We start from the raw sequence: 17,477 nt of genomic DNA, 5'->3' as shown, positions 1-17,477 counted from the left end.
GTCGGCCGGTGATCGGTGCCGCGACCCGGACACAATCGGCGCGTGACACCGAGTCGCGACCGCGTCTTGCTAGTGCCTCTGCGATTCCTCGCTGCCAGCAGGCTGCAGCACGGCGCGCGACATCAAGTTCCCCCCAGCTCGGTGTACTTCGTCGCCCTGCCCCGCGACTCGTCTTCCGGGTACTTCTTGTCGTTCAGCTCGACCTTCTTCCTCACGACTTCGGCGAGGTCGATGTCCAGGACCTCAGCCAGCCGCAGCAGGTAGATGAAGACATCGGCGACCTCTTCCTCGACATGCGCACGCGTCTTCGCATCCTGACCGACTGCTCCGCTTTGCTCGGGAGTCAGCCACTGAAAGATCTCGGTGAGCTCCCCGACTTCGCCGCTGAGCGCCATCACAAGGTTCTTCGGGGTATGGAATTGAGACCAGTCTCGGCGCTCGGAGAAGTTCGATACCAGTGACTGGAGATCTTCGATTCCCATGTCGAATTCTTATCACGCTCATCGGTTGAGCTCGACCGGGCACGAAAGGCGGATCTGTCGGGGCTTACCTCTCCAGGCGATCCCCGCGAGAGGTGAAACCCGAAATCTGGGGAGCACCGATCGACTAGTGCACACCGGCAGCGGACATGCGCTGTGGGCGTTGCGAGGCAGCTCGTGCAGTGCTCGTTCTCATCTGTTAACCCCCTGTTAACCCCGTCGTACCGATCTGATGCACCGACATTTGTGCCCCGATCGCTAAGTGACGTTAGTTGTCGACAAGGTGCAACACCGCCGACGGATCCGAAAGGATGAGTACTCTGCAGGGTCGAAGAGTGACCCCACAGCCACACCAGCGACGTCGTCGCCGACCCGGGGCCCGGGTGGGGCGTCGAGCAGCAGCTGCTACCGGATCGACAGCACCGGCGGGACCTTTCACCCGGGTCGTGATCGTCCGTTGGTCTTCAGGGCGGTCGCCGACGTGGATGGCCGATCTAATGCCGCCGCATCCGCCTCCACGATGGCTGCAGGTGTTCCGACGGGAGTGACTCAGGCCGTGTGCGGCTCGTAGTCGCGTACCCCACGCCAGAGAAGTGAGCCGACGGGCAAGGATGCGAACACGCCTTCGGCCGCGGATGAGGTTCGTCGATACAGCAGCGGGAGCCGCGTAGTGCGTGCAATCTCAGTGAGGTGTGGTCGCTCGAGTGCTCGGTCGACATAGGCGCGAACCGGGATGCTCGCCGACTTGTCGAGGTTGCATCGGCTGTCGGCCGCGACCAGGTTGGCGACACCGTCGATCGGGACCATCGACCACGCCACCACGTGATCGATATGGACGTCGCCTGCCATCCGCCTGTCGCAGTAGAAGCAGAGGTCGTCCTGGAGGTCACGCAATGGTTCCACCAGGGACCGCAACGCAGTGCGATCCGTGCCGAACAGGAAGCCGTCCAGGTCTTCCGCGTCGAGTTCAGCGCGGTTGAAGGCGACGACGTCGTGGGTCCACGCGGTCCGGATGAAGACACGAAGTAGCGCGGAGGTGCGACGCAGGCCCTCCGGTATGCCGGGTCGCAGTGTGATCGTGCCGATGCGGTCGACGTCGCCCACTGTCATCTTCTTGTGGAAACCCGATGCGTCGAAGAGGAAGTCGTCGCGAGTGTCATGATCGCGCACGTGGGGGACCGTTTGAAGATGCGTGAGCGGCTGTTGCGCGACGGTAAGTCGCAGTGACCGGATGAGTCGGGCGTAGTCTGGGTGTTCCGCTTCGCGTGCGGCCTCCGCGGTTCTCAAATTTTCGGCGGCCAGCTGGACGCGAACGTCGGCGATCCGGTCCGGTATCGATCGGCCGCTCTTGTTCTGAGACAGCGGGCCACGATCCTTGAAGACGCGAACCTGAGGCCAGTAGTACGCCACGATTCGATGCGTGATCTCGTTGACAGGCACCATGAGACTGCCGTCCGGGGCGGCGGTGTTCTCCAGGCAAATGTCGACCAGCGCGAGCAACGTCGCCAACTTGTAGGTCGATTCACGACGCCCGGACTCGAGCAGCTGCACTACGCGACCGGCGACGTCGACGGGGTCGGGTCTTGTCACCCGGGCAACACTACGCACGGGGTTGGGGTGCTTGGGTGCCGGCCGGAATCCTCGAGTTGATTCGTGTACCCGAGAGATACGGTCAGACAACCGATACCGCAGCCGTTCGATCAGTGTTACCAAGTGAGCGGTGAACGAACTGCGATGTGTTCAGTCCTAGTGGAGGATGTCGATCGCTCGACTCAGCCCGTTCGCCTGACCCTGCGTTCAGCTCCGCACCGTACATCGTCGAAGGACGGCACTTCATGACTCAGCCTCAGCATCCATACGGCGACCAACCGCATCAGCCGTATGGGCAACAGCCCTTCGCCCATCCCACCCAAAACTTCGGCCAGGGATCGGGACTGCAACAGCCCGCGGCGTACGGGTACCACCCGGTGACCGGATTGCCGTACTCGCACAAGACGAAGCTCGCCGCCGGCTTGCTGAGCATCTTCTTCGGGTACTTCGGTGCGGGACGCTTCTACGCCGGCCATACCGGGCTCGGATTCGCGATGCTGATCGTGAACATCGTGCTGACGGTGATCAGCCTCGGCATGTGGCTCTTCGTCGCGTGGATCTGGCCCGTGATCGACGGCATCGTCCTCCTCGCAGGCGAACCGAAGGACAAGAACGGACTCCCGCTGAGGTAACCCAGCGAGACCGTAAACAACACTGTCTGCACACACCATCTCCGACAGAGGGTTTCGTGTCATTCGGTTCGAAGTACGAGATATGGACGGAATGATCGATGAACGGAACAGCGTCTGAAACAAACCGTGGAGGAGCCTTGAGAGCCCAGCTGGCTACGGTCGCTGCAGCGCTGTTCCTAGCGGGTTGCGGTGGTGCAGCAGACCCCGGCCCAGCTTCACCGGGCGTGCCCTCGCTCGCCACTACAGCCGTGGGCCAACAATCAGTGCCTCCGCTTCAGCCGGTGACTCCCATTGAAACAACCTCAGCTGCTGGGGAGTCTGAGTCGGAACTCGTTCCTGAAGAGGAGCCAGTCATCGAATCATGCCAGATTGGCCTCGGGCCCATCGAAACGTATTGGTCCGACGGAAGTGTCACGGGGTGGTCTGACTTCTGTCAGCAACAACACGACGAAGTCCTCGAAGCAGAGCGAGTGGCAAACCAGCCGCAAGAACGGCAGATCTCGTGGTGTGGCACCGACAAGAATGTGTACAACCGAGGCGACACGTTCTATTCAGACGGGTCAACTTCGTCATGGACGCAGTACTGCGCCGATCAATTCGATTCCGTGAACATTCCGCCGCGATCTCCGGGCATGAACGGGGGCGGCGGCGCCGTAGCTGGGCCGTGCGATGAAGAAGGCGTGATCACGTACACGCCCGACGGACGCAAGCAGCAATGCTCGAGCGGGCACTGGGTATATATCCGGTAGCGACCGATTCTCTTGAAGCTTCCTGATACTAATGTTTCCACTGACGAGTACTGACGCCTGTTCGGGTAATGCGCGAGAGCGGCGAGAACGAAGGGTGCCGCTGCGACCGAACCGTTCAGCCCGGTCGCAGCGGGCACGCGCTCAACGCCCGGTGAGCGCCCGGGCCTGATCGGTCAAAGCGACTGTCGCCGCGCGCAACTCGTCGATCGAATCGAGTGGCTCTGCGTATCCGACGCGGGTCACGGCCACGCCGCGCGGGGTGGTGACGCGCAGGTCCAGTCCGTAGCGGTCGGCGCCCTCGCAGGTGACCGTCTTCGCATCGGGGAAACCACCGAGCGCCTGGGCCATCGCGCGCAGGGCGTCGGCGTGGTCGGCGTTGAGGTGCTCGATCGCCGGGCCGGCATGCGGGGTGACGGGGTCTGCTGTCGCGGCAGCGTAGGACTCTTCGCTAGCCGAGTCCATTCGCCCGTAACCGCCGACCCACCGCACACGCTGCACCCGCAGCACCCAGAGCGAGAAGTCGCTGAAGTCGATGTAGACCTGCGCCGCCGGGACGGCCGCCAGGTGCGCCTCCCGGGCGGCGGCGAGTTCGTCGCCTTCCGGGCGATAGACGAACCCGGCGAGGGTGATGCGGGTGCTGGCCAGCGGATCGGAGGGCGGGTTCGGCGCGACGATCGCGATGCTGGCGCGGGGATCGTGCGCGAGGTTGCGGCCGTGCTCGGCCATCTGCGACACACACAGCACGGGCGAGCCGTCGAGCAGACCGTAGGTGACGAACGACGCCCACGGGTCGCCGTCCCTGGTCAGGCTCGCGAGGGTGCCTACGTTCGTCGTGGCCGCGACCGTCCGGGCCTCCTCGGCAGCGGATGGGCGGGCCGGGTTGGCGACCTCCTCCAACGGCGGCGGCACGGTCGGGGCGTCACCGGGATCTCCATGATCTAGGTTGGTCATTCGTTGAACGGTACCCCGCCGCAAATTGGCGGTGGCATTGCCGTCGACCTGCGCTTACCGTTGAACTGAGGGCTCGATCGCCGAGTGGCTATGCGAGTGCGGCCGGGTCCTCGCGAAGCGTGATCGTGGGTGATGCGAGATGACCGCGTTGGGCGTGCTGGCGCTGGTGCTGGGTGTGCTGTTGATCGTCGTCGAGGCACACGCACCGACCGCGGGTGTGCTCGGCGGGCTCGGGGCACTGTTCGTCGGAGCCGGGGTGTGGCTGTTGTTCACGTCCAGTGACACCGCGCAGATGATCGCCATCCCGGCGGCCGCCGGAGTCGCGGTGGTCGGAGTGGGGCTCGCCGTAGTGGGCGGCCGGAAGGCGCTCGCCGCCGGGCACGCGCCCGTGCGCACCGGAATGCAATCCCTCATCGGATCCGACGCCACCGTCCGCAACTGGAAGGGACGGCAAGGCCAGGTCGAGGCAGCCGGAAGCCTGTGGAAGGCGCAAACCTTGTTCGGGGACGACGAGACACCGACCGCGGGCGACTCCGTCATCGTCGAGCAGATCCGCGGACTCACCCTCACCGTGCGCCGCCGCGAACCATGGGAGCTCCAACTATGACCACCATCATCGTCATCCTGTGCGTCGTCATCACCCTCCTCGCCGTCCTCGCGAGCAGTTCGATCCGGGTACTGCGTGAGTACGAGCGGGCCGTCGTGTTCCGGCTGGGCCGGCTGGTCGACCTGAAGGGCCCGGGACTGGTGCTGCTGATCCCGGCGATCGACCGGATGGAACGGGTCAGCCTCCGGACCGTGACCCTGAAGATCCCCGTTCAGGAAGTGATCACCCACGACAACGTGCCTGCCAAGGTCACCGCCGTCGCCTACTTCCGGGTGGTCGACGCCGACCGCGCGATCGTCGAGGTCGAGGACTTCCTGGCCGCCACCCTGCAGATCGCCCAGACCACGCTGCGCTCGATCCTCGGCAAAGCCGACCTCGACGCCCTGCTGGGCGAGCGGGAACGCCTCAACGAAGACCTGCAGAAGGTCATCGACCAGCAGACCGAGCCGTGGGGTGTGAAGGTCACCACCGTCGAGATCAAGGACGTCGAGATCCCCGCCAACATGCAACGGGCCATCGCCCGGCAGGCCGAGGCGGAGCGCGAGCGCCGCGCCAAGATCATCAACGCCGAAGCCGAGTTCCAGGCGTCCGCGAAACTCGTCGAGGCCGCCGACGTCATCAGCCGCAACCCGACCACCCTGCAGCTGCGCTACCTGCAGACCCTCAGCGCCATGGGCGGCGAGAACAACTCCACCGTCGTCTTCCCGATGCCCCTCGACCTGGTCCGCCCGTTCCTCACCGCGGCCAAGGACGCGGCATCGACGGACGACGGCGACGAGCGAGCCCGGTTCGAGGCGCAAGCCAACCTCGCCGCGATGATCCCGCCCGCCGGCCCGGAGGCGCGCGCACCGCACCACGCACGAAACTGACGACGTGCCCCACCGTTCACCGTCCGGCCACCGCGCGTGCCCCGGGAGGTGACCGGAGTGCGCTTGGCTAGGGTGGACAAATAGTGGCGTCCACCCGGGCACCTGCCCCCGTCGGGGCGAGCGGAAGCGAGAGACCGATGAGCGGCACCGAGGCAGCCGAAATACGGACGGCCGAGTATCCGCGACCGTCACATTTCGTGCTGCACCTCAGCGACACCCATCTCGTCGACGACGACCTGCTGTACGGGGCCGTCGACAGCGAGGCCACCCTGCGGCAGATCTTCACCGAGATCGAGTCGTCGCACGCCCGCCCGGACGCCCTCGTATTCACCGGCGACCTCACCGACCGCGGCCAGCCGGGCGCCTACGAGAAGCTGCGCGCGATCGTCGAACCGGTCGCCGCGTCGCTCGGTGCGCAGGTGATCTGGGCGATGGGCAACCACGACGACCGCGGCCACTTCCGGACGGAACTGCTCGGGCAGGAACCGTCGTACGAGCCGATCGACCACGTCTACGACGTCGACGGACTGCGCATCGTCACCCTCGACACGACGGTGCCCGGACATCACCACGGGGAGATCTCCGAAAGCCAATTGATCTGGCTGGCACAGCAGCTCGCGGTTCCGGCACCCCACGGGACCATCCTGGCGCTGCATCACCCGCCGGTGCCGTGCGTGCTCGACCTGGCGGTGCTGGTGGAACTGCGTGACCAGCCGCGCCTCGCCGACGTGCTCCGCGGCAGCGACGTCCGGTCGATCCTCGCGGGACATCTGCACTACTCGACGACGGCGACGTTCGCGGGCATCCCCGTCTCGGTCGCGTCGGCCACCTGCTACACCCAGGACCTCAACGTCCCGGCCGGGGCGTTGCGCGGACGCGACGGCGCCCAGGGCTACAACCTTGTGCACGTGTACCCGGAGACGATCGTGCATTCGGTGGTCCCGATGGGCAGCTACGACACCGTCGGCGAATACGTCACCGCCGAGGAAACCGAGCAGCGGCTCGCAGCCGAGGGTGTGCGGATCCCGGACACCGGGGAGCAGGCCGTCACGCGGGTGCGGGTGTAGTCAGCCCCTGCGCGGGAACTTCTCCCGGTACGCCATGACGTCGGAGAGCCGGAACCGGCGGTGGGTGCCGCGCATCTCGATGGGCAGGGCGCCGGAGTCGGCGAGCCGGCGCACATAGGTGTCGGAGACGCCGAGGATCTCCGCGGCCTGCGACGTGGTGAGCAGGTCCGCGACCGCACCGAGCGCCACACTCTGCCGGTCCGCGAGCAGGGTGAGCAGTTCGAGCACCGCGTCGCGCGCGGGGTCGGGCAGCACCAGTCCGTCGAGGGTGACGATCGGCGACCCGTCGAGGGCGGCCCCGAGCTCGGCCGCGACCGTCGAGTCGAGCGCGGAAACGATGTAGTCGATGCTCATGGATCCACGATCTCATGAGCCCGGACGGCGAGGCCCCACGGCGGTAGTCTTGCTGTGTGGACGAATTGCACGATCCCGAAGCCTTCGAACTCGCGCGTGCCGGTCAGATCGACGTGACACCGGAGATAGACGAGATCGGGGAGCTGCTGCGCAAGTCCGGCCGCAAACACGCCATCGACGACACCGACGAACCGTGGCGACACGGCTACCCGTACGACGAGAAGATGACGCGGCGGCAGTACGAGAACCGCAAGCGGAAACTGCAGATCGAGCTGCTGAAGTTCCAGGCGTGGGTGAAGGAGAACGGCGAGAAGGTCGTCGTCATCTTCGAGGGCCGGGACGCGGCCGGCAAGGGTGGCGCGATCAAGCGGTTCACCGAACACCTCAACCCTCGTGGCGCGCGGGTGGTGGCGCTGGAGAAGCCCACCGAACGCGAACGCACCCAGTGGTACTTCCAGCGGTACGTCCAGCACCTGCCCGCGGGCGGGGAGATCGTGATGATGGACCGCTCCTGGTACAACCGGGCCGGCGTCGAACGCGTCATGGGCTACTGCACCCCCAACGAGTACCTGGAGTTCACCCGGTCTGCGCCGGAGTTCGAGCGGATGCTCGTGCAGTCGGGCATTCACATCGTGAAGTTCTGGTTCTCCGTGGGCCGGGAGGAGCAGCACGCCCGGTTCGTCTCCCGCAGCACCGACCCCGTCAAGCAGTGGAAGCTGTCACCCACCGACCTCGCGAGCCTCGACAAGTGGGACGCCTACACCGAGGCCAAAGAGGCGATGCTCTTCTACACCGACACGCCGCAGGCGCCGTGGACGGTCGTGAAATCGAACGACAAGAAGCGGGCCCGGATCGAGGCGATCCGCTGGGTGCTCCACAAATTCGATTACAGCGGCAAGGACCTGCGGGTGGTCGGCACCCCCGACCCGCTCCTCATCGGTTCTCCCGCAACGGTCTACGACGAGGGCGAGCGCCCGGAAGACGCATTTCCCGCCGTCTGATCAGACGCCGGTCTCCCACGGCGCCGGGATCGGGAAGTAGTTCTCCAGGAACTGCGTCACCTTCCTGGTCCGCAACTCCAGGTCGATCTCGGGTGCGCTGCCGTCGTTGAGGCAGAAGAAGTCCATCGACCGTTTCGCGAGCAGCGAGTCCATGTCGCGGAGCCCCGACTTCATCGTCGTGTCGACGTACTTCACCCGCGCCGCCGTCTGCACCACCGCGCGGCCACTCATCAACGCGTAGTAGTGATACAGCGAATTCGTCACCGAGATGTTGGTGCTGGCGCGGAAAGTGCTTGCGGCCGTAGCGGCGAACTCGTCGGGGAACTCCTTCTCCATCTCCTCCATCACGCTCTTGCGGAGCGGGGTGGCGGCGTGTTCGAGGTGCCGGGTGGTCATCAGGCCGAAGCGGTCCTGCAGCAGCCGGCGGTTCACGCGGGCCGCGTTCTCGAAGCCGCTGCGCTCGTCGTCGTTGTGGCCCAACCCGATTCGGGTGGTCGCCTCGATGAACATCGTGATGCCGCCGGGGGAGAAGAACATCTGCGGACCCACCGAGCGGCCGAAGAACATGTCGTCGTTGGAGTACAGGAAATGCTCGGCGAGACCGGGGATGTGGTGCAGTTGGCTCTCGACGGCCTGCGAGTTGTGGGTGGGCAGCACCGACGGGTCGGCGAAGAACTCCTCGCTCGGCATGAACGTCACCCGCGGGTCGTCGGCGAGCCACGCCGGACGGTCGGAGTCGGTGGCGACGAAGATGCGGCGAATCCACGGCGCGTACATGTGCACCGAGCGCAGCGCATACTTGAGCTCGTCGATCTGCCGGAACCGGGCGGCGGAATCGTCACCCTCGCCGACCACGTAGCTCTGCATCCGCTTGGCGCGCTGCGCCTGGAACTCCGCGGACGAACCGTCCACCCAGGAGAACACCAGGTCGACATCGAAATTGATGTCCGACGCATGGTCGGCGAACATGTTCTCGATGGTGGGCCACACCCGTCCGAACCGCTCGACGGTGCCGCGGACGGCCTCCTCCGAGCGCACCACACGCCGGGTCAGGGAGTTCTCCATCGGCAGCACGATCTCGTCGTCGCTGATCGACCACAGCTCGATCTGCACACCCGTCGACGCCCCGTAACTCAGGCCGCTCTCCAGGTGCACGCGCGGACGGAACAGCCGGAAGATGCGAGCCTTCGACGTCGCGGACAGGCTGCCATCGGAGACCAGGACCGCGGGGCCCTTGGCGTCGACGGTCTTGGAGTAGAACGGACGGTCCTCACACGCGGCGACCAGGGCCGCCCGCAACGCCTTCCGCTGCGCCCAGTTGACCGCGATGACCGGGCGTTCGTCGTTGCCCCGCACCAGCAGATACTCGATCCCGGCGCCGTCGAGGACGTCGCGGACGAACAGCAGGTCCTCGACCATCGCCTCGTGCGGCGTGGTGTGCGTGATCGGCAGCGCGAAGCGGCCCTTGAACCGGACCACGTCGGCGCGGTCGCGCAGTCTCGACGCCGCGGCGGCGGAGGCATGGGCGACGGCGTCCGCGGTCTCCTGCTCCGGGGGTACGAAGTAGACGTCATGCGGAGCGGAGGATTGCGTAATGTCGGGCCTTTCGGTGGCTGTCGCGAGTGCGATCAGTGCCAGTGTAGGCCCCGTTTCGGGGGCCCGGTCAGTCCAGGACCGTGAAGAACGAATCGCCGTCCTCCGCGGACCCGTCGATCTGCCCCCGGTCGGTGCGCGAGTCCTGCACGATGACGCCCTCGACCACGTCGGCGTGCTTGTTTCCGAACACCGGAATGTCGATGTCCTCCTCGTCGATGACACGGTCGACGTCCTCGCTCAGCTGGTCGTCGGGGAGATCCGCCAACGACACCTCGCTCTGCTCCTCGAGCATCACGTCGGGCTCTTCCTCGGACAACTTCTCGTCGAGGGACTCACCCTCCCGCTCCTCGCGCGCCGTGGTGCCGAACTTGTCGGCCTCACTCCACCCGTCGGGCGGATCGACGACGTCGTCGCCGTCGTTGTTGCGCACGTCGTCGGAGTCCAGGCTCTCGCTGGGGCTCAGCGTGTCACCGGGCCCGTCTTCGATACTCATACGCATCACATGCCCCGATCACGCGTTGTTGAAACTTCGATCGATCGAGGTCAGGCGACGACCGGAGCGCTACGCAACGCCTCGAGCGCCGCGATCTGCGGCGGCGACCACGGCGCCGAGTTCACCCGGCTCGAATCGAGGTGCACGAGTACGACGGTCAGCTCCGCAGCCTGCACGCCGTCCTGGTGGAGGGTGATCAGGAAGGTCAGCGAGGTGGTGCCGATCCGGTCCAGGGTGACGACGACGTCCGCGTCGCCGGTGAACAGTTCGCGTCCGAAGTTGCTGACGACGCTCACCACGGCGGTCTGCGTGACCGGGTCGAGCAGGTCGCCGCACGCCTCGACGAGCGCCCGATTCCACGCCGTGCCCGCCGCCTCGTGCGCGCAGTAGAACGGCACATGGCGGCTCACGGACGCCGGCGCGTCCGGTCCGGAGTTGTTCCGCAGGGCAATCGTGTAACGAGGCATGGATCGGACATTACTTGCTGTCCGGACACGTAGGGCAGTCGGCAGCCGCAGACGACTGACCCGCACCGAAAGTGACGAGAAGTCTCTTCAGGGCGTAGGGCCAGGGTATGCGTTCCTGCTCGAGGCGGAGATCGTCCTCGCGCAGCGACTCCAGAGCGGCGGCTTCGGATTCGGTGAGGTGAGAGACCTCGTTGAAGGTGGGCTTGTGCTCGCGGACCGCGAGGGTCCGCCACCGATTCAGGGTGTCCGTGTCCATCAACAGACTCCGCACGTGCGGAAGATGTCGGCGCAGACGGTCGAGGATGGCGAAACCGTGACTGTCGAGGTCTCCCCAATACCAGACCTCCGAGTCGACGACCCACGGGATTCCGGCCAACTCGTGAACCGTGTACCCGCCACCGTGCAGTGCCACCGTTTCCGCCAGCCGAGGTAGCGCATGCAGACCCTCTTTGTTCTCGAGAATGAGGGTGCGCGCCGGGGCCAGCGGCAACGCGGTGAGTTCGTCCAGCGAGGTCGCGAAGCGCCTCGGAGTTCCGATCAGGAGATCGGGATCGCACAGAGCGACGTCTCGCATGTTGGGCAGGCTCCGGATACCGAGTTCCCGGCTGCCGCGAACGCCCTCGAGCAGAGTCTCCACCATTCCGCGATGACTCGAGAGCCATTTCGTGTCGACACCCGGAACGGGAAGTTGACGTATGAAATACCCCGAGTTCGGATGGTCGCTCAGCCATCGCGCGATGGTCGTCAGCCTGACGAAGTCGTCGTCGTCGAGGTCGAGCCATTTCGCAGCGGTCACGGCAACCGCCGCCGACAGCGCCGGAGTGTCGGGACCGAGGCGGTCGACAAGCGCATCACGACGCATCACCAGGGCGCGCCATTCGGTTTCGCGGCCACTCGCGGACGCAATCTGATCAGCCCCGGCCAGTGTCAGTCGCACCGGCACCTCCTGTGTGCCGAAGCTCGGCCACCGGCGAATCGCCCAGTCCACGTGGCCGACGCCGGTGTAGCCGCGCCAGGAGCGGACCCAGGCGACCACCGTGTCGGGATCCTCGGCGATCTGGTGCTCGGACGGCGGATGCAGGGCAACCGTCAGCGAATCCTGTTCGGCGAGTGCGGGGTCGGCCAGCCAGCGACGTCGGCGACTGCTGTAGGTGGTCAGCGCCTTCGCCGCGGCAGCAGGCGGCAGAACACACCGCACGCTCATGTGGCGCCCACGTCGTCGAATTCGATGAGGCTGAGTTCGGTGTGCATCCGGTCGCGGATGCTCACGGTCACAGCGCCGCCGATGTACTCCTCGAGTGTGCCGAGCAACTTGAGCGGGGTCGCGAGCACCATGTGAAAACCGAACTGCGCGAACACGTCCAGGGCTCGGCGTGTGTACGCGGAGTCGGCCCGGTCGAACGCCTCATCCAGGATGACGGTGCCGTAACGGGGAAGGTCTGCGCCGTCGGGAGCGAGCTGATACCGCAACGCCGCTGCCAGGCAGAAGAACACGAGTTTCTGCGCCTGACCGCCCGACAGTCCCGAGCTCGAATCGTGGTAGTTGCGAGCCTCTCCGGCACCGTCGACCTCCACGCCGATGAACCCGACGTGCAGGCGAGTGTCCAGGACCTGGCGCTGCCACCGCTGATCTGCGGGTTCCTTCGACGCCAGGCGCTCCAGCACAGCCGCCATCCGCTCGAATCTCTCCTCGGCCGCGGGACGCTGCTCGATGTCCCATCCACCACTCGTGATCCGGGTCAGGTCGTCGAGGAAATCGGCCGCCGCCGGCGACCGTCGCTCGCGGACATCGATGCGCAACCACCGGTCGGTGTCGAACGCGGAGCGATGCAGTGAGTGGTTCACCGGGTCGATGCGGGAACGGATCTCGGCGGGCGCCTTGCGTATCGTGCGAGCGAGTTCGCCGATATTGCGGTGGGACTGGTCGTGCAACAACTGGAAGAACCGATCTTCGTACCGGGGAAGACCGTCGGAGCGCAGGCGCTGGAGGATCGTCAGTGCGTCGTCGACGTATTCGGCGTCAATCCGCAGCTCACCGCCGCGAGACTCCCAACGCGCCAGATACTGGGAGAGGATCCTGACGATCGACGCGTCGGCGGCAGACACCGCGTTCTGTGCGTCAGCCCTGTCCTTGCCGATACCCTGGCCGACCTCGAACAGCGCCTTGTCGATGTTGTCCGACGTGACCCGGCGCGCGAATTTCTGGAATCGCGCCCTGATCCGCGCGGCGACAGCATCGGGAGCCGCATCATCCGCGTCGAGCTCGGCCCGCGCGATCCGCGTCTCGAGTTCCGTCACCGCAGTTCGATGCACCGTCAACGCAGTATCCGCCTGACGCCGGGCTGCGTCGGCCTCGTTCTCCGCCTTCTTGGCGAGCTCGAGGGCAACCGACACCGCAGAATGCTCCGGGTTGTCCTGCTGCCATGATTCGAGACGGCTCTCGACAGCGTCGACGGCAGCCTGCGCACCGCTCACGTCGACATCCACCCACTGCGCATCGAGGACTGTCTGCGCTGCGCGATTCTGCACGGCGATCTGCTGGTCCTCACGATCCAGCGCGTCGAGTCGGCTCGTCGCACCTGCGATCGTGACATCGAGATCTGCGATTCGCCGGCGAATGTCCTCGAGTTTGGCTTCGTTGTCGAATCCGAGAACCCACCGCCGGCGATCGTCGATGCGGCTGCGGTCGTCCTTCTCGTGTCGTTCGGCGGAGTGCTTGACCTGCCCGGCGCGTGTCACGGCGCGGACGTGATCCGCGAAGCCGGCAGCGGTGTCGACGCACGCATAGTCGTAGCGGTCGGCGAGATGGTGGTGGATCCACGCGGCGAGCGGACCGTCGGCGACCTCCACGCGACGCACCAGCGATAACGCCCCGGTCTTCGGCACCGCCGACGGTGTGACACCCACCCGTACTCGGCGATACACGAGGCGCGCGCCGAGGTGGGTGGCATCAACGGCCGCGGCAACCGCCGGATACACGTCGTCCGGGACGAGCAGGGTTCGGCCGAGGCCGCCGAGGACTCGCTCGATGGGTCCGGTCCACTCGGAGTATTCGTCCCGCACCGCGATCAACTCACCGGCGAAGGGCACCGCGTCGTCCGGAACACCTGCGGCGGAACAGATCGACTCGCGCGCGCGGAGCAGACTCGGATCGATATTGGAGCGTTTGCGGGCGACGATCTCACGATCGGTGATCAGCGCCGCGCGCTCCTTCTGCGCAGTGCCGCGCTGTTCGGCGAGCGCGTAGCGGGCGCCGTGCCGTTCCTCGTGGGCGGTGGTGGCCTGACGCGCCTGATCCTCGAGTTGCCCGCGCAGTCGCGCGAACTCCTCGGAGGTCTCCGGAACGGTTCCTTCCCAGGCCGACACCGCCTCGGCGATCTGATCACGCCTGGTCCGCACGCGCGCCAACGTCTTCAGTTCCGTGTCTCGCTGCGCGTGGAGGGTGGCCAGTCTGCCGCCCCCGATGCCCTCGAGTTTCATGGTCAGATCGAGGGTCTCCTGCCGTGCACGCTCGGCAGCGGCGGTGGCTTCGCTCGCACCCGCCTCCAGCAGAGGCGTCAGGGCATGGCGTTCAGTGCATTCACCGCGCAGGAGCGACAAGGTCATCTCCGCGTGAACCGCTCCGAGATGCGCGTTCTCCTCGTCCGTGTCGCGCAGGGACTGAAGCCCGCGTTGCCGGGTGTCGGCAAGATCGACCAGCGGTGCGAGCATCTCCACCTGACGCCGCGCGTCGACGACGACCCGGTGGGCCTCCTGCAAGTCGTGGAACTGGTTGACCGCACGTTCGGCCATCGCGAAGGTGTTCGGAGTGTCGAGCATGTAGTCGCGGAACAATTGGTCGAGGCTGCCGAGGCTCTTCGCCGACAAGGTGCGGTGCAGCAGGCGCTGAGCGCCCTCCGACGAAATACCCAGGCGGGAGCGGAAGCTACGGGCAAACGGCCCGTACGCCGGGCTGACCGTCGACTCCGGCCACCGCTTCCTGATGGCCCTCGTATCGATGCCGCGCGTCGTGAACGACGCGAAGTCGGTCAGATCGAGTTCGTGTTCGAGAATCAGATGGAGGTGGGTGACGTCCGCTGCGGCGTTCTGCCCCCGCCCCAGATGCATGAGCTTGACGAGGGTGATCGGCGGATCGTCGGGGCCGGCGCGGTAGGTCAGGGCGATCCCACTCCACGTCGCGCCGGTGCGCAGGTACGAGGCGACCAGACCGTCGGTGTCGGCGCCCGCCTCCCGCCGCCACGCGCCACGGATGTACGTGACGAAGTTGCGTCCCGAGTTCGTGGCCTCCTGCGCGGCCGCATTGAACCGCAGTTGATTGCCCGGGACGAGCACAGCCGAGATCGCATCGATGAGCGTGGACTTGCCGGAGCCGGAATTGCCGGTGATCAGGAAACCCTTGCGGGCCACGGAAAGATCGTGATGGCCGTGCAGGGTCCCCCAGTTGACGACCTGAACGCGCGCGAGACGGCGCTGACCGGGATGGATCACGGTGTGTCCTCCTCCAGAATGCGCCGGAACTCCACTTCGACGAGAGCGACCTGTTCGGCATCGAACAGCTGCCGCAACACCGGTGAGACCTCCATCCGGTCATCGGTCGACGTCTTCCTTAGCAGCGAATACTTGTCGAGCTTCTTCCACGACGCGTTGACGCGCTTCGCGTAGCCGGCCGGGTCGGTGTCGCCGGCCGTGCGATACAGCTCGAGCTGTTCGCGCAGTTCGTCGAGGTCGACCATCACCCGTTCGCCGGGTTGCGCGCGGAGCAGACGCTGGCGCAATGCGAGCAGCATGACCGTGTCCATGAATGTCAGACGCTCGGTGCGCAGCACCGTGGGGGTGTTGGCATTGCCGGTCTCGGGCGGGCGGGTGAATGCCAGCTCGTTCTCGTCGTCGATGACGAGATCGAGGAAGACGTCGGCGAGTCGGGACCGGAGGAGTCGCTCGTCCCGGATCACCGCGCGCCACACCTCGGGATGTTTGGCCGCGGTGACGAGAGGGCCCTTGAGTAGCTGCACGAATGCGCGCCGCGTCTCGAGGTCCAGTTCGCCGGTGTCCCCGGGGTAATGGCCGCCGGTCGTCGGCTCGTCCGTCATGTCGAGCTCCCCGTGGGTGCGAACGCCCGACGAGTGGTGAACTCGTCGGAAGCAGGATCGAACAGGCGACGACGAATTGTCGCCCGACGCGATACTCCGGCTCCCGAGATCCAGTGGATGTCCTCTGTGCCGTCGATCGCGTGCCCGTGGTGGGTGGCGAGGACCATCAGTCCGACTGCGCTCGCGAGTCCTTGAGTGGCCGGGTATTCGCGCAGGACGTCACCGATCGTGGCGCGACCATGCGCACGGAGCGTCGCCGCGACGTTGTCGGACAGTTCGTCCATATCGATCTCGGATTCTCGGACGAGCTTTCGAAGTTCGTCGAGATCGACGGTCCCGGCGTCGTGGGTCAGCACCGGTTCGGTGACGAGGTTGTCGGCGGGGTTGTGCAGGCGAAGAGCTGTGACCGATTCGATGCTCATACCGACGCGCACCAGTTCGAGGTCGAGCAGGTCGTAGGGGCGACGACGTGTGGCCACGGCGACAGCACTCTGCTGCGCGCTGCGCAGCAACCGCTGCAACCGGCGGTGCTCCTCGTAGTGACGCGACTGGACGAAGTGACGCAACGACCGGGACAGGGATGTCATCGTCGAATGCACTTCGGAGCCGGCGGTTTCCATCTCGGTCAGCAACGCCCGGAACCGTCGTTTCTGATCGTGGGTCAACATCGCGGCGAACGGCCGCTGCAGCACTACATCGATCCACTCGTCGATTTGAGACGATCGGGCCGGATCGAGAATCATGTCGTAGAAGGCAGTGAAGCTGCGGCCGGCATCGGAATCTCCGATCAGGTCGACCCCGCGGAACACATCGCCCAGAGTGTCGCCGCGGTCACCGTCGTCATCGAGGATGCGGGCTCGCAGATCGCGGTTCAGTTCCTCGAGTTCGGCGCGAACCCGGGCGAAGTCCGCGGGAACCTCCGAGGCCAGCGCGAGAATCTCGGCAGAACGCTCGACGGCGCGTTCGCCGTCGAGGACCGGGAAGACTCCCGACTCCACCGCGGCGACCTGCTGATCGATCGACGCCCGTTCGGCCAGCAGCGCGGCGAGACGGGTTTCCGCGCGGGGATCGGAATCCCGCGCGAGGGCCTGCAACTGGGTGGAGAGCGTGGTCAGGCGGGATTCGGTTGCCGAACTCGCCTGGCTGGTGAAGCCTGCGACGAAGGCCATCGCGGCGAACGCGCCCTCCGTCGGTTCCAGGGTCTCCTCACGGGTACCGGCCGCTGCTCGTCGGAGCAGGTATCCGGACCGCACCCACTCGGTGCAGTACGCCTGACCGGTTCGCGGGAAGTCGAGGCCCTCGTCGCGCATGGTCTGAAGGTCGGAGTCCAAGCGGGCGAAGAGTTCCGGAGCCGGGAGGCGGCGGGTCCCATGCTCGAAGTGACGGCCCAACAGCGCCAGAATTGCCGGCGCCGAATCGGCACGCAGCAATGTCCAGGCTGCGTGGTCCTGGCGCAGACGAAGAAGCCGATGAACGTCGGCGGTGATGGACATCGGTTTCCTCTCGTGGTCTTCGAGCTGGACACATCGTGC

At 66.1% G+C, this 17,477-nt stretch carries 16 protein-coding genes; 5 read left to right on the top strand and 11 right to left on the bottom strand.

Annotated features, from left to right (window positions below; all coding sequences use genetic code 11):
* Nucleotides 1-122: 122 nt before the first annotated feature.
* Together CJ177_RS40075 and CJ177_RS40070 are read right to left on the bottom strand one after the other, a co-directional pair.
* Nucleotides 123-482 carry a nucleotide pyrophosphohydrolase gene (locus CJ177_RS40075; protein ID WP_037226903.1) on the bottom strand — a complete coding sequence of 120 codons (360 nt, stop codon included), beginning with the start codon at nucleotides 480-482 and terminating at the stop codon, nucleotides 123-125.
* 546 nt (nucleotides 483-1,028) lie between these two features.
* Entirely contained in the window at nucleotides 1,029-2,069 is a 1,041-nt protein-coding gene (locus CJ177_RS40070) for an HNH endonuclease (protein WP_061044478.1), read from the bottom strand.
* A gap of 245 nt (nucleotides 2,070-2,314) precedes the next feature.
* On the opposite strand from CJ177_RS40070, the gene CJ177_RS40065 reads away from it, so the two are divergent.
* Complete coding sequence (locus CJ177_RS40065) at nucleotides 2,315-2,701, top strand: TM2 domain-containing protein (protein ID WP_061044455.1); 387 nt, start codon at nucleotides 2,315-2,317, stop codon at nucleotides 2,699-2,701.
* Nucleotides 2,702-3,591: 890 nt separating this feature from the next.
* Here CJ177_RS40065 and CJ177_RS40060 read toward each other — a convergent pair.
* The gene (locus tag CJ177_RS40060) at nucleotides 3,592-4,401 is read right to left on the bottom strand and encodes a HugZ family protein (RefSeq protein WP_095870319.1); all 810 of its coding nucleotides are present in this window, start codon (nucleotides 4,399-4,401) and stop codon (nucleotides 3,592-3,594) included.
* Nucleotides 4,402-4,540: 139 nt separating this feature from the next.
* On the opposite strand from CJ177_RS40060, the gene CJ177_RS40055 reads away from it, so the two are divergent.
* From CJ177_RS40055 to CJ177_RS40045, 3 genes are all read left to right on the top strand, one after another.
* Entirely contained in the window at nucleotides 4,541-5,008 is a 468-nt protein-coding gene (locus CJ177_RS40055; RefSeq protein WP_009474346.1) for an NfeD family protein, read from the top strand.
* A complete protein-coding gene (locus CJ177_RS40050) occupies nucleotides 5,005-5,877 on the top strand; it encodes a slipin family protein (RefSeq protein ID WP_095870318.1) in 873 nt (290 codons plus the stop codon). Before CJ177_RS40055 ends, CJ177_RS40050 begins: the two co-directional genes overlap by 4 nt.
* A gap of 137 nt (nucleotides 5,878-6,014) precedes the next feature.
* On the top strand, nucleotides 6,015-6,944 hold the full coding sequence (locus CJ177_RS40045; protein WP_095870317.1) for a phosphodiesterase: 930 nt from the start codon (nucleotides 6,015-6,017) through the stop codon (nucleotides 6,942-6,944).
* Here CJ177_RS40045 and CJ177_RS40040 read toward each other — a convergent pair whose 3' ends face one another.
* A complete protein-coding gene (locus CJ177_RS40040) occupies nucleotides 6,945-7,298 on the bottom strand; it encodes a helix-turn-helix domain-containing protein (protein ID WP_005252678.1) in 354 nt (117 codons plus the stop codon).
* Between the two features lie 56 nt (nucleotides 7,299-7,354).
* Here CJ177_RS40040 and ppk2 point away from each other — a divergent pair, with 56 nt between their 5' ends.
* A complete protein-coding gene (gene ppk2, locus CJ177_RS40035; RefSeq protein ID WP_095870316.1) occupies nucleotides 7,355-8,299 on the top strand; it encodes a polyphosphate kinase 2 in 945 nt (314 codons plus the stop codon).
* Here ppk2 and CJ177_RS40030 read toward each other — a convergent pair whose 3' ends face one another.
* The 7 genes from CJ177_RS40030 to CJ177_RS40000 form a co-directional block, all read right to left on the bottom strand.
* Complete coding sequence (locus CJ177_RS40030; RefSeq protein ID WP_179443402.1) at nucleotides 8,300-9,796, bottom strand: stealth family protein; 1,497 nt, start codon at nucleotides 9,794-9,796, stop codon at nucleotides 8,300-8,302.
* 166 nt (nucleotides 9,797-9,962) lie between these two features.
* A complete protein-coding gene (locus CJ177_RS40025) occupies nucleotides 9,963-10,394 on the bottom strand; it encodes a hypothetical protein (RefSeq protein ID WP_009474337.1) in 432 nt (143 codons plus the stop codon).
* A gap of 44 nt (nucleotides 10,395-10,438) precedes the next feature.
* On the bottom strand, nucleotides 10,439-10,855 hold the full coding sequence (locus tag CJ177_RS40020) for a thioesterase family protein (RefSeq protein ID WP_061044460.1): 417 nt from the start codon (nucleotides 10,853-10,855) through the stop codon (nucleotides 10,439-10,441).
* 10 nt (nucleotides 10,856-10,865) lie between these two features.
* Nucleotides 10,866-12,059 (bottom strand): DUF3322 domain-containing protein, encoded by a 1,194-nt coding sequence (locus CJ177_RS40015; RefSeq protein WP_061044461.1) that lies wholly within the window; start codon nucleotides 12,057-12,059, stop codon nucleotides 10,866-10,868.
* Nucleotides 12,056-15,343, bottom strand: a complete 3,288-nt coding sequence (locus CJ177_RS40010) for an ATP-binding protein (RefSeq protein WP_095870315.1) — start codon at nucleotides 15,341-15,343, stop codon at nucleotides 12,056-12,058. The genes CJ177_RS40015 and CJ177_RS40010 overlap by 4 nt, the downstream gene beginning before the upstream one ends.
* Nucleotides 15,340-15,945, bottom strand: a complete 606-nt coding sequence (locus CJ177_RS40005) for a DUF4194 domain-containing protein (RefSeq protein WP_095870314.1) — start codon at nucleotides 15,943-15,945, stop codon at nucleotides 15,340-15,342. The genes CJ177_RS40010 and CJ177_RS40005 overlap by 4 nt, the downstream gene beginning before the upstream one ends.
* Nucleotides 15,942-17,438 carry a DUF3375 domain-containing protein gene (locus CJ177_RS40000; protein ID WP_095870313.1) on the bottom strand — a complete coding sequence of 499 codons (1,497 nt, stop codon included), beginning with the start codon at nucleotides 17,436-17,438 and terminating at the stop codon, nucleotides 15,942-15,944. The genes CJ177_RS40005 and CJ177_RS40000 overlap by 4 nt, the downstream gene beginning before the upstream one ends.
* Between the last annotated feature and the right edge of the window lie 39 nt (nucleotides 17,439-17,477).

It is taken from the genome of Rhodococcus sp. ACPA1 (assembly GCF_002300195.1).
GTDB lineage: Bacteria > Actinomycetota > Actinomycetes > Mycobacteriales > Mycobacteriaceae > Rhodococcus_F > Rhodococcus_F opacus.
The sequence above is the reverse complement of the archived record's forward strand: the minus strand, read 5'-3'. Positions and strand labels throughout refer to the sequence as shown.